Origin of the sequence: Streptomyces sp. S4.7, assembly GCF_010384365.1 — a bacterium.
GTDB lineage: Bacteria > Actinomycetota > Actinomycetes > Streptomycetales > Streptomycetaceae > Streptomyces.
In genome coordinates, this window is record NZ_CP048397.1 from 4,015,553 (window position 1) to 4,039,618 (window position 24,066).

The 24,066-nt window shown below is 72.1% G+C and carries 15 protein-coding genes and 5 pseudogenes; 13 read left to right on the plus strand and 7 right to left on the minus strand.

The features are described from left to right. Nucleotides 1-14 precede the first annotated feature (14 nt). On the minus strand, nt 15-1,313 hold the full coding sequence (locus tag SSPS47_RS17865; protein ID WP_164251968.1) for a CAP domain-containing protein: 1,299 nt from the start codon (nt 1,311-1,313) through the stop codon (nt 15-17). 362 nt (nt 1,314-1,675) lie between these two features. Here SSPS47_RS17865 and SSPS47_RS17870 point away from each other — a divergent pair. The 4 genes and pseudogenes from SSPS47_RS17870 to SSPS47_RS35490 all read left to right on the plus strand — a co-directional run. Then, nucleotides 1,676-2,369, plus strand: a pseudogene (locus SSPS47_RS17870) (class I SAM-dependent methyltransferase). Between the two features lie 99 nt (nt 2,370-2,468). Next, nucleotides 2,469-3,545: a pyridoxal-phosphate dependent enzyme gene (locus SSPS47_RS17875; RefSeq protein ID WP_164251969.1), complete on the plus strand. Its 1,077-nt coding sequence runs from the start codon at nt 2,469-2,471 to the stop codon at nt 3,543-3,545. Continuing rightward, nucleotides 3,542-3,811: pseudogene (locus SSPS47_RS35485) on the plus strand (argininosuccinate lyase); the annotation flags it as partial. The gene SSPS47_RS17875 and the pseudogene SSPS47_RS35485, both read left to right, overlap by 4 nt. A gap of 95 nt (nt 3,812-3,906) precedes the next feature. Then, nucleotides 3,907-4,346 (plus strand): annotated as a pseudogene (locus SSPS47_RS35490) (MFS transporter); the annotation flags it as partial. 50 nt (nt 4,347-4,396) lie between these two features. Here SSPS47_RS35490 and SSPS47_RS17880 read toward each other — a convergent pair. Both SSPS47_RS17880 and SSPS47_RS17885 read right to left on the minus strand, forming a co-directional pair. Further along, nucleotides 4,397-5,041 carry a sigma-70 family RNA polymerase sigma factor gene (locus SSPS47_RS17880; protein WP_164254665.1) on the minus strand — a complete coding sequence of 215 codons (645 nt, stop codon included), beginning with the start codon at nt 5,039-5,041 and terminating at the stop codon, nt 4,397-4,399. A gap of 142 nt (nt 5,042-5,183) precedes the next feature. Further along, nucleotides 5,184-5,897, minus strand: coding sequence for a hypothetical protein (locus tag SSPS47_RS17885; protein WP_203557870.1), 714 nt, complete (start codon nt 5,895-5,897; stop codon nt 5,184-5,186). Nucleotides 5,898-6,125: 228 nt separating this feature from the next. On the opposite strand from SSPS47_RS17885, the pseudogene SSPS47_RS17890 reads away from it, so the two are divergent. The 7 genes and pseudogenes from SSPS47_RS17890 to SSPS47_RS17920 all read left to right on the plus strand — a co-directional run bounded on the left by SSPS47_RS17890 (nt 6,126) and on the right by SSPS47_RS17920 (nt 16,047). After that, nucleotides 6,126-7,141, plus strand: a pseudogene (locus tag SSPS47_RS17890) (ferric reductase-like transmembrane domain-containing protein). A gap of 263 nt (nt 7,142-7,404) precedes the next feature. Then, on the plus strand, nt 7,405-9,618 hold the full coding sequence (locus tag SSPS47_RS17895) for a septum formation family protein (RefSeq protein WP_164251970.1): 2,214 nt from the start codon (nt 7,405-7,407) through the stop codon (nt 9,616-9,618). 53 nt (nt 9,619-9,671) lie between these two features. Next, complete coding sequence (locus SSPS47_RS17900) at nt 9,672-10,478, plus strand: FHA domain-containing protein (protein ID WP_164251971.1); 807 nt, start codon at nt 9,672-9,674, stop codon at nt 10,476-10,478. Further along, on the plus strand, nt 10,475-11,596 hold the full coding sequence (locus SSPS47_RS17905) for a serine/threonine-protein kinase (RefSeq protein ID WP_164251972.1): 1,122 nt from the start codon (nt 10,475-10,477) through the stop codon (nt 11,594-11,596). The genes SSPS47_RS17900 and SSPS47_RS17905 overlap by 4 nt, the downstream gene beginning before the upstream one ends. Next, complete coding sequence (locus SSPS47_RS34880; protein ID WP_203557871.1) at nt 11,593-12,441, plus strand: hypothetical protein; 849 nt, start codon at nt 11,593-11,595, stop codon at nt 12,439-12,441. Before SSPS47_RS17905 ends, SSPS47_RS34880 begins: the two co-directional genes overlap by 4 nt. Further along, on the plus strand, nt 12,434-14,950 hold the full coding sequence (locus SSPS47_RS17915; RefSeq protein WP_164251973.1) for an Hsp70 family protein: 2,517 nt from the start codon (nt 12,434-12,436) through the stop codon (nt 14,948-14,950). The genes SSPS47_RS34880 and SSPS47_RS17915 overlap by 8 nt, the downstream gene beginning before the upstream one ends. 5 nt (nt 14,951-14,955) lie before the next feature. After that, nucleotides 14,956-16,047 (plus strand): hypothetical protein, encoded by a 1,092-nt coding sequence (locus SSPS47_RS17920; RefSeq protein WP_164251974.1) that lies wholly within the window; start codon nt 14,956-14,958, stop codon nt 16,045-16,047. Nucleotides 16,048-16,073: 26 nt separating this feature from the next. Here the strand turns inward: SSPS47_RS17920 and SSPS47_RS17925 are convergent, their stop codons facing one another. Both SSPS47_RS17925 and SSPS47_RS17930 read right to left on the minus strand, forming a co-directional pair. Next, the gene (locus SSPS47_RS17925) at nt 16,074-16,439 is read right to left on the minus strand and encodes a PH domain-containing protein (RefSeq protein WP_164251975.1); all 366 of its coding nucleotides are present in this window, start codon (nt 16,437-16,439) and stop codon (nt 16,074-16,076) included. A gap of 145 nt (nt 16,440-16,584) precedes the next feature. After that, complete coding sequence (locus tag SSPS47_RS17930) at nt 16,585-17,580, minus strand: alpha/beta hydrolase (RefSeq protein ID WP_239064955.1); 996 nt, start codon at nt 17,578-17,580, stop codon at nt 16,585-16,587. Nucleotides 17,581-18,030: 450 nt separating this feature from the next. Here SSPS47_RS17930 and SSPS47_RS35995 point away from each other — a divergent pair, with 450 nt between their 5' ends. Next, nucleotides 18,031-21,033 carry a LuxR family transcriptional regulator gene (locus SSPS47_RS35995; RefSeq protein ID WP_164251976.1) on the plus strand — a complete coding sequence of 1,001 codons (3,003 nt, stop codon included), beginning with the start codon at nt 18,031-18,033 and terminating at the stop codon, nt 21,031-21,033. Between the two features lie 117 nt (nt 21,034-21,150). On the opposite strand, the gene SSPS47_RS17940 is transcribed toward SSPS47_RS35995, so the two are convergent. Beyond that, nucleotides 21,151-21,723 (minus strand): hypothetical protein, encoded by a 573-nt coding sequence (locus SSPS47_RS17940; protein WP_164251977.1) that lies wholly within the window; start codon nt 21,721-21,723, stop codon nt 21,151-21,153. A gap of 248 nt (nt 21,724-21,971) precedes the next feature. Next, nucleotides 21,972-22,934, minus strand: a complete 963-nt coding sequence (locus tag SSPS47_RS17945; RefSeq protein WP_164251978.1) for a threonine/serine dehydratase — start codon at nt 22,932-22,934, stop codon at nt 21,972-21,974. A gap of 142 nt (nt 22,935-23,076) precedes the next feature. Here SSPS47_RS17945 and SSPS47_RS17950 point away from each other — a divergent pair. Continuing rightward, nucleotides 23,077-23,951 (plus strand): annotated as a pseudogene (locus tag SSPS47_RS17950) (IS5 family transposase). Nucleotides 23,952-24,066 lie beyond the last annotated feature (115 nt).

Consider the following 24,066-nt stretch of genomic DNA (forward strand, 5'->3'; position numbering starts at 1 on the left):
TCTTCGGGGACTTCCTACCCCGACATGCCGAACAGCTGGGTCCAGTACGTACCGGCCTCACCGCCGCCGTGGAAGCCGATGCCTATGTGGGTGAAGTCCGGCTTCAGGATGTTGGCGCGGTGTCCGGGGCTGTCCATCCAGCCCCGGACCACCTCGGCGGCCGAGCGCTGACCGCACGCGATGTTCTCGCCTGTGCCGCGGTGTGTGCAGCCGGCGGCGGCGGCCCGGTCCCAGGGCTGCCGCCCGTCCGGGCTCGTGTGCGAGTAGAAGCCCCGCGCGACCATCTCGTCGCTGTGCGCCTGCGCCGCCGTCGTCAGCCGGGGGTCGTCGGACAGGGGGCGCAGGCGGGCGGCCGTACGCTCCGCGTTCGTGAGCGCCACGACGTCGGAGGCGACGGACGCCAGGCCGTGCGGGGTCAGCGGGCGGGCCCACACCGCCGTCCAGAAGATGTCCCCGCCGGGGGCCCGCGCCCGGCCGACGCCGACCTGCGAGAGGGCCGGGTCGCGGACCGTACGGCCCATGCGCGCGTCGGTCAGGCAGTACGCGAGGAGGTCCGCCTCCGTACGAGGACCGGAGACCAACTGCTCGGCGACGGTCAGATACGTGTACCCCTGGGCCGTGATCCGCTGAAAGAGGGACGCACCCGACCGGGGCGCGGCCCCGAGCCGGCCCTCGGCCGCCATGCCGGCGCAGTGCGCCTGCGCGGCCGCCGTGAGACGGGCGTCGGCGGAAACGGGCGGCGCACCGGAGCGTGAGCGCTCGGCGTTGACGAGAGCGACCACCCCGTCGCCGGGGACCGTGGGGGTGGAGACGGCGGGCGGGGCGCTGTCCTCGGCCACCTCGATGCCGAAGTCACGCGCGACCCCGGCCAGCCCGTCCGCGTACCCCTGCCCCAGCGCCCGCAGCTTCCACCCGCCGCCCCGGCGGTAGATCTCCGCGAGCAGCAGGACGCTCTCGTGCGCCGGGCGTGGCGGGGTGAACCGGGCGAGGGACGGGCCCGGTTTGTCCGCTCGTGTCACCGACAGCGTGGGCGCGGGCAGCCCGCCCAGCGGGACGGACGGGTCGGCCGCGCTCACGACCACCGTGACCCCGCTCGCCCCGGCACGCAGCCGCCCCACGTCCACCGTGACCGTGTCGCCCCGCAGTCGGGCGCCGGGCGCCGACGGCTGGTTGTAGAAGACGAAGTCCCCGTCGCCGGACACCTTTCCGTCGTCGCCGGTGATCAGGACGGACAGATCGAAGGGGCCCGGCACCCGGATCGCGAGGACACCGCCGGGCAGGAACACGTTTCCGCCCGGGACCAGGTCGAGCATCGCGCGCCCCCCTCTCTTCGTTCCGGCTGTCCGACTGTCCGTTCCGGCCGTCTGATCCGGCCGTCTGATCCAGCTCCGCGTCCCGGACGGTCGACCGTAGAACGCCGTGCGCGAGCGCCGGGGTTCCCGCCCCGTCCGTCGTGGCCATCTCTCGCCATTTCGCGCGCTCCGGGAACTCGGGCCCGCCACGCCGCGACAACTCACAAGGACCGGCAAGTGCGGGGACGGACTACCTGGAGGCCGACGTGCCGAGCGATGTGCCGAGCGACGTGCCGAGCGATTCGACCCGTGACGTGCCGGGCGAGGCGACGGGCGGCGACTGGTACGACGACGACAGCCTGTGGGTCGACTTCGCCCCCGCCATGTTCTCCGGCGCCCGCGCCGAGACCGTCGCCGAGCTGGTCCGGTCGGCCCCGCTGCTGGACTTCCCGCCCGGCTCCCGGGTCCTCGACCTGTGCTGCGGCCCCGGCCTCTTCCTCGTCCCCCTGGCGGCGCGCGGCCACCACGTGACCGGCGTCGACCTGAGCCCGGCCATGCTGGAGCGCGCCGAAGCGGCCTGCCGGGAGGCGGCGGCGGACGTCCGGCTCGTACGCGAGGACATGCTCACGTACGCGGCCCCCCGAGAGCTACGACGTGATCCTCAACGTCTTCACGTCCTTCGGTTACTTCGAGAACGCGGACGACAACGCCCAGGTCCTGCGCAACGCGTGGCGGAGCCTCTCCCCCGGCGGCAGGCTGCTGGTCGACGTCATGGGCAAGGAGGTGCTCGCGGGCTGGATCGGCCGTCCACAGGCTGTGGATCTGCCGGACGGTTCGTACATCGTCCAGCGCGACACCGTCCTGGACAGCTGGCGCAGGCTCCGCACCGACTGGACGCTCGTCCGCGGGGAGACCGCCCGCACCGCGTCCATCAGGTCGTTCCTCTACAGCGCCGCCGAACTGCACGACCTGTCCGTGGCCTCCGGGTTCGGGGACGTCGAGTGCTTCGGGGACTTCGACGGCGACCCCTGCGACCAGAGTTCGCGCCGGCTGATCGTCCGGGGCCTGAAGAAGTGACGCCGGGCGACAACCGCGTACGGGGCCCGCCCCCCGGCCGCGCACCCCGTCACCCCCGTCCGTACGCCACGCTCCACAGTTCTGGAGGACCCGTACGCCATGCCCCGGCTCAGCCCCGCCACCCCCCAGCTCTCGGTCCCCGTGCACGACCACATCACCGACGCCATGAAAGCCCCGGCCTTCCTCCGGCTCTCGGGAAATGTGGTGCTGGCCCGCTTCGAGACCATGAAGGTGTACGCGGCGCTCGGCGCCGTACGCGCGCTGCTCGAACGCGGCCGGGTCGTGCCCGGTCAGACCCTCGTGGACAGTTCGAGCGGCATCTACGCCCTCGCGCTCGCGATGGCCTGCCACCGGTACGGTCTGCGCTGCCACATCGTGGCCTCGACCACCGTGGACGCCACGATGCGCGCCCAGTTGGAGGTACTCGGCGCCACCGTCGACCAGATGCCGCCCTCGCGGAGCCTGCGGCTCGACCAGGAGCGGCGTGTCCGGCACGTGCGCCAACTCCTCGCCGACCGTCCGGACTTCCACTGGATGCGGCAGTACCACGACGGGGTGCACCACACCGGCTACCGAGAGCTGGCCGACCTGGCCGCCGCCGCCCTGCCCGGGGAGGACCTGACCGTCGTGGGCACCGTCGGCACCGGCGCGTCGACCGGTGGGCTCACGCGGGCGCTGCGCGCGGACGGCCGTACGGTACGGCTGGTGGGCATCCAGCCCTTCGGCAGTGTGACGTTCGGCAGCGAGGGCTTCAGCGACCCGGAAGCGATCATCGCGGGCATCGGCAGCTCCATCCCCTTCGGGAACGTGCGGCACGAGTTGTACGACACCATGCACTGGCTCGACTTCCGGCACGCCATGGCCGGTTCGGTGGCACTGCTGAGGCAGCACGCGGTGTTCGCGGGGCTGTCCACGGGCGCCGCGCACCTCGTCGCCGGCTGGGAGGCGGCCCGCGATCCGCGCCGTACGCATCTGGTCCTCGGCGCCGACACCGGACACCGTTACGCGGAGCGGGTGTTCGCGCGGCACGCCGAGGCGTCCGACCCGAGCGCCCTGCGTCCCGAGCGCATCGACGAACTCGCCGAACTTCGCCCGCCCTGGGCCGTGTTGGAGTGGGCGGGCCGGCCCGCGCCGCCCGCCGCGGTCGTCACGCCCGAGAGTGAGGCCGTCCGATGACCATCGCCGCCCTCGAAGCACTCTCCTTCGGACTCGGACGCACGGCGCGGGCCGCCCACGCCGCCGGTCACCGGTTCGTCCTGCTCACCGGTGACCGGAGTGTGTACCGCCATGAACTGGCCACCGCGCACGGGGCCTACGGGGTGGACGTCATCGACGTCGACACCTTCGACCCGGACGCGGTACGCGGCGCGCTCGCGACCCTGCCCGACCTCGCCGGGCTGATCAACACGACGGACACCTGGAGCGTGCCCGCGGCCGACCTCGTTCGTACTGACGTCGCCCGCGGGGCTGTTCACGGGGGTCGCGGTGCTGTTCGCGCTGGTGGGGGCGGGGCATCTGCTGCTGCCGTGGGTGGCGCCGCCTCGCCGCGCTCCCGTACGCGACGGCGCTCCGGATCGGCTTCGGCGCGATGGCGGTGGGTACGGCGGTGCTGGCGCTCGGCGGCCGGGCGGGGATCGCGGTCGGGGCGGTGTTGCTCTGTCTCGGCGAGATCGTCCTCTTCGTCCAGAACGACCTGGAAGCGCTCGACCGGTCCGCCGCCCCCTCCGCGACGGTCTTCGGAAGGCAGCGGCTGGCGGCCGGGCTGGGGCGTTCGCGGCGGCCGTGGTCGGCGGCCAGTTGTACGGGGCGGCCGAACGGGCCTCGGGGGTACCGGTGTTCTGGCTGCTGGTCAGCGCGCAGGCGGTGCTGCTGCCACTGCTGCTGGTGGTCCGGGTGGCGGGGACACGGAGGCGGGCTCGGGCGCGGGCCCGGCGCCGCGCGGGCGGCGACCTTGTGGGGGCTCGCCGCCCGCGCTGACGCGGGCGACCGGGCACACGTCCACGCCGAGGCCGGCGCCGACGTCCGCGTTACACGGGAACGGTCACCGTCGGCTCCGCGCTCCGGGCATCCGCGTAGTCGGCCTCCGGCGCCCAGACCGCCGCGAGATCGCGCCGGGCGCGGGCGACGCGGGACCGTATCGTCCCGACCGGGCAGCCCAGCGCGTCGGCGGCCTCCGCGTACGAGAGCCCGATGAGCCGGGTCAGTACGAACGCCTGCCGGCGCCCCGGATCCATCGCGGCCAGCGCGTCCGCGAGCGCCACGGACTCCTCGAAGCCCGGCAGATGCCGCGGCTGGGCCCGGTCCGCGACGGTCACCCAGTCCGCGGTGTCGGCGATCCGCGGCCGTACGGCCGCCCGCCGGTAGCGGTCGACGACCACACGGCGCGCGATCGCCAGCAGCCACACCCGCGCGCAGGAGCGCCCGGCGAACCGCGCGAGGCTCGCCAGCGCCCGCAGATACGTCTCCTGGGTCAGGTCGTCGGCGCCGCGCACATCGGCGCTGAGGTGCGCGACGAACCGGCGTACGTCGTCGTACGTCGCCCGCACGAACAGTTCGGCGGCTCTCCTGTCGCCGAGACCGGCGGCCAGGGCCCACGCGGTGATCTCGGAGTCGTCGGCGGAGCCGGCGACCGGGTCGCCGACGCGTGTGCGCCGGCCGGTCGTCGGATGTATGCGGGTGGGGGGTATGGGCGCAGGAGGTACGCGTGTGGGCACAGGTGTGTGCCGGGCAGCAGGTATCACGGAAAGTCCTTCGCGTCCGGGCCGCCGGGGCCGTGGAATCAGAGCGATGGGATGTGTGGAGTGGAGAAAGCGCTCAGGGCGCAAGGAGTGGCGGTCCGCGCCTCGACACGGCGTGCGGGGCCGGGAGTTGGGCCGGGGGCCGGATCGGCCGGTACGGCACCGGGGGCGGGAGCACCCGGAGGTGGGCGGGCGCGCCGCCGCTCAGCACCTCATGGGCGAACCGGAGCCGCGCGTACGCGAAGCCGTACGCGAACTCGCAGGCGAACAGGGCGAGCGCGCGCACCAGTTGTACGAATGCGCGGTCGCCGCGCCACAGCCACCAGCCGCACACGAGGCCGGCGAGCAGGTGGGCGCCGAGCATGCCGGAGGTGAAGCCGGAACTGTCGAGCAGTCCGGCCAACCCGTTCGGGCCGAGGAGTTCACCGAAGGCCTCGTGCGAGACCTCGCGGCCGTCGCCGACGGTCGTACCGCCGCCGCGCTCGGCGGCGCCGTGGCCGTCGTGTCCGGCGTGACCGCCGGGCGGGAGGGGGTGCAGACCGCTGAACACGGCGTGCAGCAGCAGCTGTCCGGCGGCGCTCGCGCCTACGACGACCGCGCCGCCGCGTTCCTTCCCGGACAGCCACCAGCCGGCCGCGCACACCGGCAGGAAGGCGAGGGCGAGGACGCGCGGCGGCAGCGGGCCGCCGGACGACAGGGCATGGCCGAGCCCGGACACCACGACACACACGGCGGCGAAGACCGCGGTGCGTGCGAGGCGGAGTGCGGGCCCGGCTCCCATGGCCGTCATGGTGCCAGCGTGACAGGGCTGTCGGGAAAGCCCACCTGATGGGCATACATCGGATGTTCACGCGCTATGCGGGGACAAGGAGTTGATGTGATCCAGCTCACATGAAGGTCCCGGGGATCTATCGGGTCCGGCCACCGACACCTCCAACAGTACGACCGCGCACCAATCCGTACGACGGAAGATGACGGAACCGGAGACCGCCCGATGAGTCCGCCCCCAGAGCCCGCGATGCCCGACGCAGAGAAGACCTCGGTCCCGGAGGCGGCGCCGGTATCCCAGGCGGCGCCGGTCCCCGACACCGCCGCTGCCGAAACCACCGCGCCCGCCGCCGCCACGCCCAGGCGCGTAACCCTCCGTTCGGACCTCCGCGCGAGCTGGCTCGACGGCCTGGCCGCCCTGGTCGTCACGGCCGCCGTCTTCGTCATCCTCTTCGTACGGATCAAGGCGGAGACGTCGTCCACCCTGACGGTCATGCCGTTCATGGCGGACACCGGCGAATTCCGGACGTACTACCTCAGCCAGGCGTTCGGCTGGTCCGCCCTGCTGTGGCATGGGGCACCGTCATCATCGGGCTGCTGCTCTCCGGCCCCCGCCCCGCGCGCCTGCCGCTCTCCGGCCCCCGCCTGGAACGCCTGCACCGCACCACCAGCCTCAACACGATCGCGCTCATCGTCGCCCACGCGCTGCTGTTCGCCGCCGAGTTGATCTACCAGGACACGGACGCGTGGCCCTCACGGGTGGGCTCCGCCGTACTGGAGACGTTCATCCCCGGCGGCTACAACTCCGGCACCGGCGTCTGGGCCACGCCGATCGGCCAGGCGGCCCTCTACCTCGCCGTCCCGCTCGGCCTGCTCTTCTACGTACGCCACCGCATCGGCCCGAAGACCTGGCGAGTCCTGCACCGCTTCGTGCTCGTCGTGTACGTCCTGAGCGTGTGGCACACGCTGCTGTACGGCACGAACGTCTGGTACGACGGAGCCTTCCGCAACACCGTGTGGCTGCTCCAACTCCCCATCGCCGCGCTCTTCCTGCTCCGGCTCCTCCGCCCGGCCCGCCGTTCGGAACGCCTCGCGTCGCCCGGCGAGCACCGCGGGTCCAGGGCCGGCTGGAGTCTGCGTCTGACGGGCCGGGTGGCGGCCGTGGCCATCATCGGTGTCCTGGTCGCGGTGATCGCCTCGGGGCGTGACGGCGGGCGCACCGTACCGCCGGAGGACACGTCGTCCACGCACGTGCACGACGACTGACGGCCGAGTCCGACGGCTGACGGCCGGCGACCGGTACCCGCACGAACCGGCACGCGCACGCGGTGTCCGGGGCAACCGGACGGTAGCCGTCCGCCCTGTAACTTCCGCACCTTCTCCACCAACTCTCCCGCCCTCTTCGCTCAGGCCCGGATCATCGTCCAACCGGGCCCGGCGAAGGGGGCGTTACCCATATGAATTCCATTCAGTTGCCATGGAGCGGGGCACTCGGGATCGCCATACTTTGCAGAGGGACAACCCTCGACATGGTCGATTCGGAGCGTGCTGTGATCGACGAGACGACAGCCGGACTGCTGGAGGCGGCAGGTCCGCAGATGTACCGCCGCAACGCCTTCCGTATCACCGGCCTGCCCACCGACGCCGACCGGCGGTCCGTGCGTCAGCGTCAGCAGCGCATCACCCCCGCGCTGGAGCTCGGAGCCGACGTCGACCTCGGGCACTCGCTCCCCGTCCGGCTCGACGATGTCCGTGGCGCCTTCGACCGCATCCTCGGCGATCCGCGCCGCCGGCTGGTGGACGAACTGTTCTGGCTGTGGGACGGGGCCGCCGGCGGTTCCTCGAACGGCGCGAACCCCGTAACGACCACGACCACGACCGCCTGCTCGTGCCCGAAGTCGCTGCACGCCGACCACGACGCCGCCGTACGGGCACACAGCGCCGCACTCGACCTGGAGGCCGGGAACGACGCGGTGTCGGCCGGACCCCGTCTCGACGAGGCCGTCCGGCTCTGGTCCGACGCGTCACGCCTGTGGGGCCAGGTGCTCAGGCGCGCCGTCTTCTGGGACCACGTGCGGCACCGTATCGCCGCACTGGACGACCGGCAGCTCGACGAGTCGGTCATCGACACGTTCCGCGAAGCGATGCCGGGCACCCTCGTCAAACCGCTCATCGAGCTGGCCGCGGCGGCGTCGGCGCCCGCCGACCGCCTCCGGCTCGCCAAACTGGCGCGCGACTGGCCCCTCGTACCATCCGGCACGGTGGACGACCAGCTCGAAGAGGCCGCCGCGCCTCACTACGAGTCGCTGCGCGCGACCGCGAAACGGGCGTCGTCCCAGTTGGAGGAGAGGGACTGGGACGACGCCGCGGCCGAGGTGTACGACCACGCCCTGCCCGCACTGGCACTGCTGGAGTCGCTCGTCCCGCACGCCAGGCACCGGCGTACCGCGAGCGCCCGCAACGATGTCGCCGTGCTGCTCAACAACTGCGCCACCGCCGCCACGGACGGGCTCGGTCCGGCCGCGAACCTGAACGCGTCGAAATGGTTCCGTACGGCGGCCGAACTCGCGACGGACCAGGTCACCCAGCAGACGGTCAGGACGAACCGCGACGGCCTGCGCGACATGATGACGACGTTCAATCAGATCCGCACCCAGGTCGACCAGTTGGTCGCCGCCGGACGCATCGGCCTGGCCAGGACCCTGCTGCTGAACGTCAAAAGCCAGTTGGCCGGCGGACCGGGGACCGACGAGATCGACCGCATGCTGGCCTCTCTCCACGGCTCGCGACCGGGAACGTACGGCACGCGCCCCAGGCGTGGACGGGCCCTCGCCTGGGCCCTGTTGGCACTCGTCGTCCTGGGCTTCCTCGTGGCGAAGATCGCGGGGGCCTTCGACGACGACGGCGGTGGCGACGACAGCTACCGGCCGCAGGGCGGCACCGTCGTCATCTCCGCGGAGAACGTCGAGGACAACGACCCGCCCGGCGGGTGCATCGGGAGCAAGTCGGACTGGCGGCCCGGCGAGCGCGAGGTGGACGTGGTCCCGTGCGACGAGGCGCACTGGGGAGAGGTGGTGGCCTACGAACCGCTGGCGGACACCGCGTCCAGGTATCTGACGGGGAAGTATCCGGGAGCGGAGCAGGCGACCGCGCTCGCCCGGTTCCGGTGCGAACTCGCCCTGGCGCGGCTCGGTCCGGAGGGGAAGGGGCTGAAGGTGACCTTCACCGTGCCCCCCGAGACGGCCTGGGACGCCCAGGGGCCCCTGCTGGACGAGTACACGACGTGTGTGGCGCACTGGCCGGACGACCGGTACATGACGGAGGACGACCAGGTGCGGCTGGACGTACCGGTCACGACCGAACCGGCGCTGATGGGCACGTTCGGCCAGCGCATCGCGGACAACGCGCCCGTGGGTTCGTGCGTTCGGACCAAGAAGGATCTGTCCCTGGAGTCGGTCGGCATCCCCATCGTGCCCTGCGAAGAACTCCACTGGGCCGAGATAGTGGCCTATCCCGTCCTGTACCCCGACGGCACCGGTGAGTGGCCCGGCGACGACGCCGTCTACGCACGGGCGAAGGCGGCGTGCGAGAAGGAGACGAAGGGCTATGAGGGCACCATGGTCCTGAACGTCACCTATCCCGCTCAGGACTGGTGGACGTGGAACGCCAAGGACAGCCCGATATACAGCATGTGCGCCCTGTCCTACGCGGGCGACAGCACATTCACCGGCGGGCTTCGATGACCATCCGGCCAGACGGAAAAAGCCCGTCCGACGCACGACTACCGATGATGACCATGGAGGAGAAACGGGTGGTGGGGGTCAAGGGGGCCGCTCTGCGGGTCAGTTCGCCGGAGAGGGCACAAGCCGTCTTCGAGCTGGCGGGCGTGTCGGTGACCATCGGCCGCGCCGTGCCGGAGCGGGCACCCGACGTCGGACTCGGACCCGATCCACAGCGCTGGGTCGGCCGGCTGCACTGCACGCTCGACTTCGCCGACGGCATGTGGTCGGTGACGGACAACGCGAGCGTCAACGGAACGCTGCTGAAGCACGGCGACACCATCGAACGGCTCCAGGCCCGCAAACGTATACAGCACGGTGACACCCTGCTGATCCTCGGCGACATGGACCCCGAAGGCGAGCCGGTGTACTGGGAGCTGACCTTTCTGGACCCGCACACCACCCGCCCGGCGCCGTTCGGTTCCCCTTCCGACGTACGCCACACCGGACCGTGCCTGCGCTACGACTGGGTCGCCGCCAGGGCGTACCGCAACGAGGACGGCGAGGAGACCCTGATCACCGGACTGCGGCCGCAGGGGCACCAGTTGCTGCGCTACATGGCGGGGCGCAGCATCAGCGGAGCGGCCGTCGCCTGCGAACACGCCGAGCTGATCACCGCGTTGTGGGGCGCGCACGAGGAGTGGGCGCCGCACCGCTCGTACAGCAGGGCCGACATCGCCGGGGTCGTACGGGCCGTGCGCCGGTGCGTCGAGGCGGATCCGTCGAACCCGAAGATCCTGGAGACGGTGACGGGCATCGGCTACCGGCTCAACGTGCTGGCGGGTGGGGGGAGTACGGGCGAACAGGGGGCGTCGGGGCTATGACACTGCTCGTCAGCGGTGACCGCGTCAGCGACACGCTCGTGATCGACCGCCCACTGGGCGAGGGGGCGTTCGCCGAGGTCCACCGGGTGCGCCACGAATACCTCGGCTGGCAGGCGATGAAGCTGTTCAAGCGAGTCGCGTCCCTGGAGGAGACGCGCCGGATGCTGGACGAGGCGCGGCTGCTGTCGACCCTCGGGCACCCGAACATCGTCCGTCTCTTCGACGCGAACACCGTCCGCACGCCGGAGGGGCTGCGGGGCTTCTTCACGATGGAGTACGTCGCGGGCGGCAGCCTCGAACGGCTCGCCGCCGCGCACAAGTCGATGGTGCCCAGGGACCTGGTCGCCGAGGTGATGACACAGATCGCGAGCGGTCTCGCCGTCGCCCACGACCAGGACCCGCCGATCGTGCACCGGGACGTGACCCTGGCCAACGTCCTGATCGGTTACGACGGAGCGGGCATGCGGGTGCGGGTCAGCGACTTCGGTCTGGCGAAACGCGCCGATCCGTTCACGCATCTGGCCAGCGCCCAGGGGACGTACGCCTTCATGGCGCCCGAAGTGATGCGCAACCAGGGCTACTCGTGCGCCAGCGACGTGTGGTCGGTCGGTGTGATCGCGTATCTGCTGCTGACCAACCGCTTCCCGTTCCATCAGGGCGGCGAGGAGTTCTCGTCGTTCTCCTTCGGGCGGTTCAACCGGTCGCTGCTCCCGCCGAGCAGCTACAACGACGAGGTCGACGCGGATCTGGACCGCATCGTGCTGGCCACTCTCGAACTCGACCCGCAGAACAGACCCGCCACGGCCCAGTTCCTCGCGGACGCCCTGCGCGAGCGTGCGGAATCCATGGCCGGCGCGGCAGCCGGTGTTCCCGGCTCCGCTGCGCCCGGGGCCTCGCGGACGACGGGCGAGCCACCCCGGCCCACGACCAGGCGTCCCGTCGGACCGCCCACGGAACGTGCGCGGCGGCTGGCCGAAGAATCACTCGCACTGGCTCGCTCGCCGGGGGAACTCGACCGCGCCGCCGACCTCATGGAGGAGGCCGTCAACTTGTCGCCGTACCTGCGCGACCGGTATCTGTCCAAGCTCACGCTGTGGCGCCGGGGGGTGATGATGTGAGCGGGCGGCTGTCCCGGCTGAGGGAGGATCTCCGGCAGCGCCGGCACCACCGCGCTTTCCGGATCGCGCCGCTACCGTGGGACGAACCCTCCCGCGAGGAGCTGGAGCGGCTGCTGGCCACGGTGGCGGCGTCGGTCGCGACCGCTGGGACGGCGGCGCCGGATACGGCTGTTCAACCACCGCCCGCCGAGGACCCGTTGGACGCGAAGGCGCTCGCCGATGCCGCGACGAACCTGTGGCGTGCCCAGCGCAGGCTCACCCGTCAGGGGGAGGCGGCGTCGTCGCGCTCCCGGCAGACCGGGCGCTATCTGCGGTCGTGCCGTGAGGCGCTGGACGACGCCGGTCTGCTCGTGCAGGAACACGAGGGCGACGCGTTCCACACCGGACGGTCGCTGGAGGCGCTGACCTTCCAGGAGGATGCGTCGCTGACCGCCGAGACGGTCCTGGAGACCATCAGGCCGACGATCTATCTGCACGGCCGTCGGATCCAGATGGGCCAGGTGATCGTCGGCTGTCCCCCGGCCCCGGCCCCGGCCCCAGCGCTGGCCCCAGCGCTGGCCCCAGCCCCGGCCCCGGAGCCGGAGCCCGAGCCGGCGCCCGAACCCGCGCCGGAGGTCACGCCCGTATCGGTTTCCGCCTCCGCGTCGGAACCCGAGCCGGGGGCCGGGTCCGGTCCGGCACGTGCGCCCGTACCCGCGCCCGCGGTGGAGTCCGGTCCCGCTCCTGCGCCGGTACCGGCGCCCGCGCCGGGACCCGAGGACGCCGTCCCCGCCTCCGCCCACGCACCCGCTCCCGCCCGCGAAACGCCGTGCAGCTCGGACCACGAGAGGACCGATCATGCGTGACACCGTCGACTTCGGTATCGACCTGGGTACGACCAACAGCGCCATCGCCGTCGTCGAGGGCGGCAACGTCTCCGTCATCAAGAACAACGACGGCTGGGACATCACACCCTCCGCGGTGTGGATGCCCAAGGAGGGCAGGGTCCACGTCGGCCGCGCCGCGCGCGACCGCGTGGAGCACGACCCGGCGAACGCCACCGCCGAGTTCAAGCTGGAGATGGGCCTCGCCGACTCGCGGAAGACCTTCACCACCGCCGGAGTCTCCCTCAGCCCGCCCCAGCTGTCGGCGGAGGTTCTGCGGTCGCTGCGCGCGGACGCCGCTCACCACTGCGGCACCCCGCCCGAGTCGGCGGTGATCACCGTCCCCGCGGCGTTCGCGCTGAACCAGAACAAGGCCACCATGGAGGCCGCCGAGCTGGCCGGATTCACCTCCGCGTGCCCGCTGGTGCAGGAGCCGACGGCGGCGGCCTTCGCGTACGGCTTCCAGGACGCCACCGACCGCGCGTACTGGATGGTGTTCGACTTCGGGGGCGGCACCTTCGACGCCGCCCTGGTCAGCAAGCGCGACGGCGACCTCCGGGTGCTCAACCACGCCGGAGACCCCTACCTCGGCGGCAAGCTGATCGACTGGGCGGTGATCGAGCGGCTGCTGGTGCCCGCCGCCGCCGCCGAGCTGGGTCTGACGGAGATGCGCCGGGACAACCCGCAGTGGCGCGCGAACTTCGCGAAGCTGAAGCGCGCGGCGGAGGACGCGAAGATCCATCTCTCCCGGCGCGACCAGGTCGACATGCTGATCGAACTGGGCGACGCCGACGGCAACCCCCTCACCCTCGAACACACGCTGACCCGCGGTGAGCTGGACGCGATCGCCGAGCCCTTCTACGTCCGGGCGATCAACCTCTGCCGCGACGCGCTCGCCGAGGCGGCGCTCGGCCCCGACGACATCGACCGGCTGCTGCTCGTCGGCGGCGTGACGCTCTCTCCCGGGCTCCGTGAACGGCTGGCCGACCCGCGTCACGGCCTCGGCATCGAACTCGATGTCAGCCTCGATCCGACGACGGTCGTCGCCCGTGGCGCGGCGATCTTCGCCAGCACGGTGCGGATCCCGCGGTCGAAGTCGGCGCCGGTGCCGGCGGGGCAGTTCGCCGTCGAGCTGTCGTACGAGCCGAGTGTCACCACGCTCCAGCCCACGGTCGGCGGACGCCTGCGCGGTGCTTCGGAGCCGGCGGCGGGCTCTTCGGAGACCGGGGCGCCGTCGGGGGTGGACTGGGCCGGTTACACGGTGACCCTGAACAACCCGGACGGTCAGCCGCCGTTCCGCTCCGCCGCCATCTCGCCGAACGCGGACGGCGTCTTCGTCACCGACGTGGCCGTCGACCCGCACACCACGTCGAAGTTCTTCGTCGAGCTGACGGACCCGTCGGGCGCCCGGTGCGAACTCGCCTCCAACACCCTGTCGATCACCCACCGGGACCTGGAGTTCGGCGGCGTACGGCTCGCGCACTCGCTGGGCATCCAGCTCGCCGAGCAGGTCTTCGCGCCCATGCTGCGCAAGGGCGCCACTCTGCCGACCTCGGTGCGTGAGGTGTTCCGTACGTCGGCGGCCCTGCACCGCTCCGACGCCGACGCCACGATCCGGATCCCGGTCATCCAGGGCGAACGCGGCCGGGCCGACCGCAACCGTGGCGTGGGCATGCTGGAGATCCGGCCGCGTGACATCCGGATCGATCTGCCCGCCGGCAGCGAGGTCGAGGTGACCGTCGAGGTCGACAGATCCAGCATGGTGACGGTGATCGCCGATGTGCCGCTGGTGCAGGCGCAGTTCGAGGCCGAGATCGACCTCGACAACATCCGCACCACGGATCCCCAGGAGCTGCGGAAGTCGCTGGAGCAGGCGGAGGAGCGGCTGGGGGCGCTGCGCGGGTTCGTGGCCGACACGGGCTCGGCCGACGCCGAGCGGCGGCTGGCCAAGCTGGACGAGGAGCGCACCGTCAGCACGGCCCGTGACCAGGTCGGCGCCTCGACGGTGGACGTCGGGGCCGCCGCCGCCGCGGAGGAGCGACTGCGCGATCTGGAGGCCGAGTTGGACGACATCGCGGACGCGGTGGGGCTGCCGGGTCTCGTACAGGACCTGCGGGCCGCGATCGCCGAGGCCGACGAACTCGTGCGTCAGCACGGCGACGCGGCCGACCGGCAGGAGCTGGCCGCCATCCGGAGCCGGGCCGACGAGGCGATCAACGCACAGGACTCGGTCGCCGTCCGCGGGCTCATCGACCGGACGGGGTCGCTGCTGTTCGAACTTGAGCGGCGCAGCCCCGACTGGGCGGTGAAGCTGTTCTACACGCTCCAGGAGATGCTCCGCTCGTCCGGACAGGCGGGGCCGCTCATCCAGCAGGGGCAGCGGGCCATCGCGGCGAACGACCGGCAGGGCCTGGACGCGGTGAACCAGCGGCTGTACCGGCTGCTGCCCAAGGATGAGCAGGACAAGGTCGTCTGGCTGGGCAGGGCGTGAGAGGCGTGACGGATGTGACGGACGACAGGGCGGATGTGACCGATCCTGCGCGGGCACGGGCACTGAGCCTGCAACTGGCGTTGAACCGGGCCCACTCGGCGGCCCGTACGGGTGATCTCGACCTGGCGGCGCGGCTGCTGGACGAGCTGGACGAGCTGGGCGAGTCGGACGAACCATCCGGGCCGGACGCCCACTCCGCTCACGCGACGGTGCTGGCCGCCCTCAATCTCCGCGCCAAGGTGCATGCCCAGCGCGGCGAGCTGACCGAGGCGGACGCGTGCTGGTCGCGGGTGGAGGCCCTCGCCCCCGACGACCCGGACGCGGCGGCCGGCCGCCGTACCCTCGCGAAGATCGCCGCCGGGCGGCGGCACGCCCGCCCGGTCGTCCACACCGGCCGGGTCGCGGTCGTCGCCGCCGCGCTGGCGGGAGTCGCGCTGATCGGCGGTGGCGGCTGGCTCCTCGCGACCGGCGACGACGGCGACGGCGACCGGCGCTCGTCGGACTCGGTGGCCGAAGCGGACACCGGATCGGAGCGGCTGCGGGAGGAGTCGCGCCGGGCCGATGCCCTCAAGGAGCGTCTGGAGGCGCTCGAAGCGGGCGACACGGCCGCCGCGGCGCGCCGTGACAGCACGCTCGACGCGGTCGCCGAGCGCCTGGCGATGCCGGGTGTGGAGATCCGGCGGCATGCCGATGACGTCCAACTGGTCTTCAGCACGGGGGTGTTCCCGTACGACTCCGTCATCGGCCCGCAGGGCGCGTCCGCGCTGACGGAGATCGGCCGCAGGCTGGCCGACCTGGAGTCCGACCTCGGGGCTGGGGCGGGGGCCGGGAGCGGTACGGGGGTGGAGACCACCGTGGTGGGCCACTCCGTTGCCGTGCCCGGCGGCGCCCCGAGCGGCGGATCGGTGGTCGCGCTGAACCGGGCCCGGGTGGCCGCCCAGTATCTGGCGCAGGACAGCGACCTGCGGCTGACGGACTTCCGGCTGGTCAGCGCGGACCAGCGGCGGGGCCCCTTCCCGGCGACGGAGGCGAACGCGCCCCGCAACCGTACGGTCACGCTGCTGATCACCCCGAAGGAGCCACCGCCCGCGCCCTGATGACGCGGCGCCCCGAGAGCCCCCGGCTACCGTGCCGCGAACTGCGTGAGGATGGCCTGCACTTCGTAGATGTCGACGCCCTTGGTGAAGGTCTTCTGGATCGGCACCGAGGCCCCGGAGAGCCAGATCTTCAGCTCGGCGTCGAGATCGAACGTGCCGGCCGTCTCCACGGCGAAGTGCGAGATGCTCCGGTACGGAATGGAGTGGTACTCGGTCTTCTTGCCGGTTATCCCCTGCTTGTCGACGAGGATCAGCCGCCGGTCGGTGAAGAGGATGCTGTCACGGATCAACTGGTAGGCGGCGTGCACCTGTTCGCCCTGCCCCAGCAGTCGCGCGTAGTCCTGCTGGGCGGTGGCCGGATTGATGGTGTGTGCGTTGCCGAACAGTGCCATGAGATTCCCCCATTTATCCAAGTTGCACGGTCCGCGTACTGTACCGGCCACTGCCCGAGCGGGCCGGGACGGAAGGTCGAGATCCTCCTGCCCGCACATGACCACCATGCGACTATTCGACGCCTCACGCCGGGACCGGTGGTGGTCAGGCGGGCCGGGACGTGCCGAATACCTCGGGCTCGGAGGCGTAGGGCAGGTTCTCCAGCGGGCGGTCGGTGCAGAAGCGCGCCATGAGGTCGGCGAAGTCGGCGATGCGTTCCACCGGGGCGAGGTGGTCCGTCTCCCCGATGGTCATGAACCGCGCTGTCGGCAGGCACGCGGCCATGGTGCGGCCCATGGCGGGTGTGGTCAGGGTGTCGTGCTCACCGGTGACGACCAGGCCGGGGATGTCGGGGGTCGGCTCCGGGCGGTACCACTCGTGGCGCATCAGCCGGGAGTTGTGTTCGGCGGACATACGCAGCTGCTCGGGGCTCTGCGAGGCGATCTGCTGATAGACGAGGCGGGCGACGGCGGCCTTCTTGCGTACGTGGCCGGTGCCGGGGGGCGACATGAAGCGGTCGGCGAGTTCCCGGGCGATGGGCTCCGTCTCACCGCGTCGGATCATGCCGTCCCAACGCTCCATCGCCACCGCGTAGTCGGCCGGGATGACGGTGGTCATCCCGACGAGCATCATCCGTTCGAGGAGGTGAGGGTAGTGCTGGGCGAACCGTACGCCGATGGCTCCGCCGTAGCAGGCGGCCACCAGATTGATGCGGGGGATGCCGAGTTCCCGGACGACGTGGCGGACGGCGGCGGCGAGGAAATCGACGCCGTATTTGGCGGGCAGGAAGTCGGCGGTTCCATAGCCGGGCAGGTCTACGGTGATCACGGAGCTGAGCGGGGTGAGCCATTTCTCGTGCCGCTGCCATGAATTGCGGTCCTGGGAGGACCCGCCCAGGATGACGACGGGCTGGGTGTCGAGAGGACCCCGGCGGGCGATTCGGCAGGTGTAGCGGAATCCGTCGAAGGTCAGATCGTGTTCGACGACTTCCGTGGACTGCTGCCCGGTGTTCTCGGCTCCCGCGTCGGTGGCCTGGGGCGGAAGCGTGAGGGCGCCGTCGGCGGTGGGGGTATGTGAACTGGTGATCGCGTCGGTGGGCACAGGCACAGGGTGGCTCCAAGGACTGAGGTGGGGGTGTCGCCGTCCGGCAAGTGACCCTGCACGTCCCGCAGTGGCGGTACACCGGATGCGGACGCGAGCGAGCAGGAGCACTTTCCGCTTCACTGCTCCTACCAACGACCAGAATTCGCCACGAAATCATCCGCAGGTGAGTCTTGGGGAGAAAGTGGAACGGGATTCCCTCGTACGAGTTCCAGGAATTCGCGCACATCTGCGTCTGGCGGCCGGGTGCCCCACCTTCGACCGGCCGCGGCGGACGGCAGTTCGACGGCGGAACGTGGCAGCGGTTCGGCGCAGGTGGCCGGGCGCTGTCTGTTCTGTGCATGTCGATGCGTGATAGGCAGCGAACGCCGGAGGGCGGTGGCCTGCGACTCCGTCCCGGACGGGCCGGTACGGCGACCGGTGTGCGACGACCGTGAGGAGTGGCCTCTCGTGTACGAACAGACGTGGGAGCGGCGATTGGCGTCCGCGCTGTCCGGCACCTGCACCGGCATGGGTGCGGGGAGCGGGGCGGGGCAGGAGCCGACGCTGGTGCTGGTCGAGGGCGACGCGGGGATGGGAAAGAGCAGACTCGTGCACCGGCTGCTGGAGATGCCACAGGCGCGGGCGGTGGCGCGGCTGGTGGTGACGTTCCAGGCGTCGGGCGGTCTGGTGGTCGCCGACCCGCTCGGCCCGGAGCCACGCGTCGGCAGTTCGGCGGTGCCCGGGAGGCGGCTGAACGCGACGGGGACGTCGGGGGCGGGCCGGGACGAGCCGGCCGAACCGGCGACCGCGACCGCACAGAACACGGCGCGGGGGCAGGACGCGGCTCCGCTCGGGGTGCGGCTCACCGCGTACCAGGCACTTGAGGCGCTGCTCGCCTCCGCCCGCCCCGCCCTCCTGGTCGCCGAGGATCTCCACCACGCGGACGACGACTGTCTGGCGCTGCTGCGGGGTCTGCTGAGGGAGCCGCCCGCGCCCTTCGCCGCGGTGCTGACCTATCGGCCCGAGCAACTGCCGAGAACCGGGCTGCCGTTGGGCCGGGCGGTGGATTATCCGGCGCGGCTCTCGGTCGTGCGGTGGCGGCTGGAGCCGTTGGACGAGCGGGGCGTGCGGAGTGCGGCGGGGGAGTTGCTGGGGGCGTGGCGATGTCCCCAGGACTTCGTGGCGCGGCTCCGGCAGCGTTCGGCCGGGGTGCCGCAGGTCCTCGTGGACCTGCTGCGGATGCTGCGGGACGCCGCCGACGACCGGAACGGCCCCAGCGACAGCGGCCGTCACCGCGACGTCCAGGACCGCGACGTCCAGGACCGCGACGTCCAGGACCGAGGATTCACCGCAGGGGACGTGGACGAGGTCGGAGTCCCGGTCCGGCTGGCGGAGTTGGTGCTGGAGAGGACGGCCGCGTTGCCTGAGCCGTACCGTCCGGTCGTCTGGGCCGCCGCGGTGCTGGACGAGCCGGCCGGTGCCCAGGACCTGGCGGCGGTGGCGGGCTGTCACGGCGACGAGGGCCGTACGGCGCTGATCGCGGCGCTGGCGGGCGCGGTCCTGCGGGAGACGAGCGAGGGGCGGTACGGGTTCGCGGTGCCGCTGGCGGCGACAGCGCTGTACGCGGAGCTGCCGGGGCCCGTGCGGGAGCGGCTGCACCGCCGTGCGGCGGCGATGCTCGCCGCACGCGAGCCGGCGCCCTGGGCGCGTATCGCGCGCCACTGGCGCGGCGGCGGGCGTACGGAGGACTGGCTGCGGGCCGCGGAGCACCTCGGACGCGACGACGAGGCCGCCGTCGCGCTGCTGGAGGAGGCGCTGGACACCGGCGGCCTCCCGGCCGACAAGCGGGGGGCGTTGGCACTGACGCTCGCCCGTGGCGCCGTACTCGGCCGCCGCTCGGAGGGGACCACCCGCATCCTGCGCGGGATCGTCGAGGACCCGGCGCTGCCCGCCGCCGACCGGGGTGAGATACGGCTCGAACTGGGCCTGCTCCTGCACAACCGCAAGAGATGTTTCGAGGAGGGGCGTTCGGAACTGCGCCGGGCGGCGGACGAGTTGGCCGAGGCCGAACGGCCCGCGCTCGCCGCACGGGCGATGGCGGCGCTGGCGAACCCGTTCTTCCCGGGTGCCTCCCTGGCGGAGAACGTGACCTGGCTGGAGCGCGCGGAGACGGCGGCCGAGGCGTCCGGGGACCGGGCCGCGCGAACCGCGACCGCCGCCTGCCGGGCGACCGTCCTGATGAACACCGGCGACCTGGACGCCTGGCGGCTGGTGGCGCGGCTGCCCCGGGACAGCCCGGACCGGGCCGGCCGCCAACAGGTGGCGCGGGGGCTGTGCAACACGGCGAACGGCGCGGTGTATCTGGGCCACTACCGGCGTGCGGACGAACTGCTGACGGAGGGCATCGAGCTGGCGGCGCGCAGTGGCGCGCCGTTCCTGGAACGGGTGGGACGCGGTACGGCGCTGTTCCGCGACTGGCTGACCGGCCGCTGGGAGGGCCTGGCCGAACGGTGCACGGGGCTGGTGGCGGAGGACGGCAGCGCGAGTGACGCCCGCGTCGTGCTGGCCCTGCTGGCACTGGCGAAGGGTGACTGGGAGGCGGTGCGGGACTGGCTCCCGCGAGCGGATCGCGTCCACGGGACCTACCGGGTCTACGAGAGCTGCGAGGCCCCGGTGGCGGCCACGGCGGCCGGTGCCCATATCCGGCTCCTGCTCGCCCGGCAGCAGGTCGACTCCGCCGCCGAAGCCGCCGCGTCGGCCTGGGCGTGGCTCGCCGGGAAGGGCGTCTGGGTCTGGGGCGCCGAACTGGCCCCCTGGGTGGTCCTGGCCCATGTCAGTGCGGGGCAACGGCAGTCGGCGCAGCGCGTGGTGGCGGAGTTCGCCGCCGGGCTGACCGGTCGGGACGCTCCGTCGGCGACGGCGGCCCTGCTCTGGTGCCGGGCGGTACTGGCCGAGGCGGACGGTGAACTGGCGCAGGCGCGGGGGTGTTTCCAGAAGGCGGGCGCGGCGTACGACGGGCTGCCGCACCCGTACGCCCGCGCGCTCATGGCCGAGGGCGAGGGCCGTTGCGCGCTGCTGCTCGGCGTCGGCCTCGGCGCCGACGAGGTGGAGGCGGCGGTCGAGGACCTCACCCGCCGAGTGGCGGAGCTGACCGACCTCGGCGCGGTCTGGGACGCCGCGCGCGTACGGGCGACGCTGCGCGCCTACCGCCCCGCAGCCGGGCGGCGTCCCCCGGGCCGGCCGGCGTACGCGGAGCGGATGTCCCCTCGCGAGGGGGAGGTCGCGGAACTGGCGGCGACGGGGCTGACGAACCGTGAGATCGCGGCCACGCTGTATCTGTCGCCGCGCACGGTGGAACAGCATGTGGCGCGGGCGATGCGCAAGCTCGGTATCGCCAGTCGGCAGGGCCTGGCGAAGGAGGTGTCGCGTGCTCGCGCGACGGACGGCGAAGGAGGGGGCGACGGCGGGTAGGCGCGTAAGGGCCGCCTCCGCCGCGACCTGCGGCGAAGGGCGGGCCGACCGTCGTGCGTGGTCGGCCCGCCCTGTTCGACGAGTGCTCGTCAGCCCGAATCCCGGAGGAGCAAGGGATCAGCTGCACATGGTCGTGCGCATCACGTCGGCCTGACTGGCCCAGCTCGCGCAGCCCGTGCCGGAGTGCCCGTACCAGTTGTGGCCGAACTCGTGGGCGGCCAGCAGCGCGAAGTCGCCGACCATGGTGGACAGTTCGATGCGCTGGCCGGAGCCCCAGTTGCAGCCCACGACGTTGCTCCCGCCGCAGCCCTGCACATAGCCGCCGACACAGGAGACGGGTGTACCGCTGGATGCCGTCTCGGTGGCGGAGCCCCAGTAGTTGGCGCCCTGGCGTATCGCGCCTTCACGACCGCTGCAGGACGAGGTGATGTGGTAGCTCCAGGCCGGTACCCGGACGGCTCGCTCGTCGGCCTTGACCGTCGGCAGGTCCGACAGGTTGCCGGCGTCGCCGGTCTTGAAGCGGGGGGCGGGGGTGGCGTCCGCGGCGACAGCGGCCTCGGCGGACTGCGCCACGGCGGCGGGACGGGCGATGTCACTGTTCTCGATGGCGTTGGCCGACGTGGGGAGCGCGAAGAGAAGGGCGGCGGCGACGGCCGATGCCCCAGCGATTCTTCGGATTGACGAGAGCATGACAGATCTCCTTGTGGGGGGAGCGGCGCACATTCATGCCGGTGCGACCCGTCGTGGACGACGCCGCGGGACTCGGGCCCGCGGAACGGGCCCCGTACATGGGGGGATCGCCAGCAAAGTACGTGCGCCCGTGCCGCCCGCCTATCCGGATCCCCCGACATACGGATACGCAAAGAATCCCCGGCGAGGTGGTCGCCGGGGACGGGTACGGGCCCTTGACCGAGCCGTCAGGGGCCCTCACCGAACCGTCAGCGGAGGTTGAAGCGTTCCGCCCAGGACATGACGTCCGCCGTGGTCGCGTTGCCGCCGCACAGCACCAGGCCCAGACGCGCGTCCCCGCCGACGCGTTCGAGTACGCGGCGGGCGGCCGGTAGGAGACACCCGGCGGCCGGTTCGGCCCAGACCTTCGCCTGGTTCGCGAGGTCGAGCGTGCCCTGGACCGCCTCGGCGTCCGAGACGACGAGCACATCGCTGACCAGGTCGGTCACATGGTCGTAGGTGATCCGCGAGACCGTGGGCGCGCTGAGCGTGGAGACGATGGACGACAGCCGGACGGGCTTCGGGCCTCCGGCCGCCAGCGCCTCGGACATGGCCTGCGCGCCGACGGTCTCGACGCCCCAGATCCGTACGCCGGGCAGCCGCGCGTGCAGCGCCGCCGCGACACCGGAGATGAGCGCGCCGCCGCCGATGGAGACGAGAACATCCGTGATCCCGGCGCTCGCGTCCTCGGCGAGCTCCAGGCCGACCGTGCCCTGTCCGGCGACGACCACCGGGTCGTCGAAGGGGTGGACCATGGTCAGTCCGTCGGCCTGGAGCCGCGACATGAGCGCGAACGCCTCGTCCATCGTGTCGGTCAGCCGCACCGTCGCGCCGGCCGCCTCCGCGATCTCGACGGCGCGCGCGGGTGCGGACTTCGCCATGACGACGGTGGCCTTCACACCGAGCGCCTCGGCCATCACCGCGACCGAGATCGCGTGGTTGCCGCCGCTCACCGCCACCACCCCGGCCGCGCGGTCCGCCTCGCTCAGGGACAGGAGTTTCGCTGTCGCCCCGCGCGCCTTGAAGGAGCCGGTGCGCTGAAGCACCTCCAGCTTGGCGGTGACGGGCACCCCGAGCAGCGCCGACAGGCCGGGGCTGTCGACCGTCGGCGTACGCGCGACATGTCCGGCGATCAGTCCCGCCGCCGCTTCGATGTCCGAGATGCCGATCACGACACGTACCTCCTGTTGACGGCCGGTTGCCGCCGCTTCTGGAGACCGTACAGACCGCCGTCCCCCGGGTCGGCCCGGGGTGCCCCGACCCAGCTAGGCCGTGTATCGAAAGTGGATCTTGCGCAGTGAATGATCACGGTTCATGGGTCGGGGAGATCTCACGGACGAGCAGTGGGCGGTGCTGGAGGCGTTGTTGCCGAAGGGGACGAAGGCGGGTCGGCCGCCTGTCTGGCCTCGGCGGCAGTTGATCGACGGCATACGGTTCCGGGTCCGTACCGGGGTTCCGTGGCGGGACGTGCCTGTCGAGTACGGGCCGTGGGGCCGGGTCTACGACCTGTTCCGCCGGTGGCAGCGGAATGGCACTGCACCGGATCCTGAGCCGACTCCAGGTCCTGGCGGACGCAAAGAGGGCGATCACGTGGGACCTGAATGTCGACTCCACAGTCTGCCGCGCCCATCAGCATGCGGCCGGGGCCCGCAAGCAGGGCGACGTGCAGAAGGAACCACCTGGCGGCATCTTCACCGAGCCCCCCTGATCACGGGCTGGGACGCTCACGCGGGGGGTTCACCACCAAGCTGCATCTGGCCGTTGAGCAGGGCCAGAAGCCCATGTCGATCGTGATCACGGCAGGACAGCGCGGGGACTCGCCGCAGTTCGAACCCGTGCTGGACAAGGTCCGCGTGCCCTGCATCGGGCCGGGCCGGCCACGCGTCCGGCCCGATCTCGTGCGGGCTGACAAGGCGTACGCTTCCCGCAAGAACCGTGCCTACCTGCGACGACGCGGAATCCGCTGCACCATCCCGGACAAAGCCGACCAGGCATCCCATCGCAAGAAGCGCGGCTCCCGCGGCGGCAGGCCGCCCAAGTTCGACGCCGAGGACTACAAAGCTCGGCACGCGGTCGAGTGCGGGATCAACCGCCTCAAGCGCCACCGGGCCGTGGCCACGAGATACGACAAGCTCGCCGTCCGCTACGAAGCGACCGTGCTGGTCGCAGCCATCAACGAGTGGATGTGACCAGCACAATCGCAACAGGCCGCAGGAGGAAGGGTCGCGACGTCCGCCATCCCGGGATGGCTCGTTAGCACTTGCGAGGGCGCCCTGTGCCGCCACTGAAGCAAAGCGTCCGGTG

Excerpts from the sequence above, each read along its gene's own strand:
- SSPS47_RS17915 (WP_164251973.1), top strand. The coding sequence starts at position 12,434 with ATGCGTGACACCGTCGACTTCGGTATCGACCTGGGTACGACCAACAGC.
- SSPS47_RS17885 (WP_203557870.1), bottom strand. The coding sequence starts at position 5,897 with ATGACGGCCATGGGAGCCGGGCCCGCACTCCGCCTCGCACGCACCGCG.
- SSPS47_RS17875 (WP_164251969.1), top strand. The coding sequence starts at position 2,469 with ATGCCCCGGCTCAGCCCCGCCACCCCCCAGCTCTCGGTCCCCGTGCAC.
- SSPS47_RS17940 (WP_164251977.1), bottom strand. The coding sequence starts at position 21,723 with ATGCTCTCGTCAATCCGAAGAATCGCTGGGGCATCGGCCGTCGCCGCC.
- SSPS47_RS17900 (WP_164251971.1), top strand. The coding sequence starts at position 9,672 with ATGGAGGAGAAACGGGTGGTGGGGGTCAAGGGGGCCGCTCTGCGGGTC.
- SSPS47_RS17895 (WP_164251970.1), top strand. The coding sequence starts at position 7,405 with ATGGTCGATTCGGAGCGTGCTGTGATCGACGAGACGACAGCCGGACTG.
- SSPS47_RS17865 (WP_164251968.1), bottom strand. The coding sequence starts at position 1,313 with ATGCTCGACCTGGTCCCGGGCGGAAACGTGTTCCTGCCCGGCGGTGTC.
- SSPS47_RS17905 (WP_164251972.1), top strand. The coding sequence starts at position 10,475 with ATGACACTGCTCGTCAGCGGTGACCGCGTCAGCGACACGCTCGTGATC.
- SSPS47_RS17925 (WP_164251975.1), bottom strand. The coding sequence starts at position 16,439 with ATGGCACTGTTCGGCAACGCACACACCATCAATCCGGCCACCGCCCAG.